This window comes from Streptomyces sp. NRRL B-24572 (assembly GCF_002156145.1).
Lineage (GTDB): Bacteria > Actinomycetota > Actinomycetes > Streptomycetales > Streptomycetaceae > Streptomyces > Streptomyces vietnamensis.
Map to the genome: position 1 here is coordinate 1 of NZ_MWIG01001157.1, position 577 is coordinate 577.

The 577-nt window shown below is 70.1% G+C and carries 1 pseudogene; it reads right to left on the reverse strand.

Going from position 1 to position 577, the window contains the following annotated elements:
* A pseudogene (locus tag CCN56_RS44065) lies at positions 1–342 on the reverse strand (hypothetical protein); the annotation flags it as partial.
* Positions 343–577: the final 235 nt, after the last annotated feature.

Below are 577 nucleotides of genomic sequence, written 5' to 3' on the forward strand. Positions count from 1 at the left end.
TGAGGCCGCCGGCGGCGAGGCCCTTGGTCCAGCGGGACCGGGGGCGCAGTTTCCGGAGCGGGGACGCCCGGTGGGCTCCCTTGCCGGTGGACGTCCGTTGCTCCGGCACCGTAGGGCCCCCGGCAGCGCTCCCCTCCATGAGCATCGCTTCCATGGCGGCGACGAGCTGGGCTCGCTGCACCACCTTGACCTCGGGGTCGAGCTGTGGCTTGGGCAGCTCTCCGAGGCCNNCGGTTCCGCCGGGGCCTCGGGCTGCTCGGCCGCCGCGTCAGCGGACGCCCGGTCCTCCAGGGCCTGGGCGAAGGCGTTCGCCCGCCGGTGCGCCGATACGTTCGCGATCACTGGCGGCACCTCCTCTCGTCATGACGGTCGACTCCCCGGGGTGTCCGGAAGGTTGCACACCTTGAGCACATCCACACGAAAGAGTGAGTGGCTGTGGACATGGCGTGACCACAGGGAGCCTGCATCCCGCACAACGAGCGGCGCGGCACTTGGGTTACGCGCGAAAGATGATCGGACCAGTGCGTCATCGAGTCGTCACCGACTGTGAGTTGGGCGGGGGTCGTGGGGATGTAGG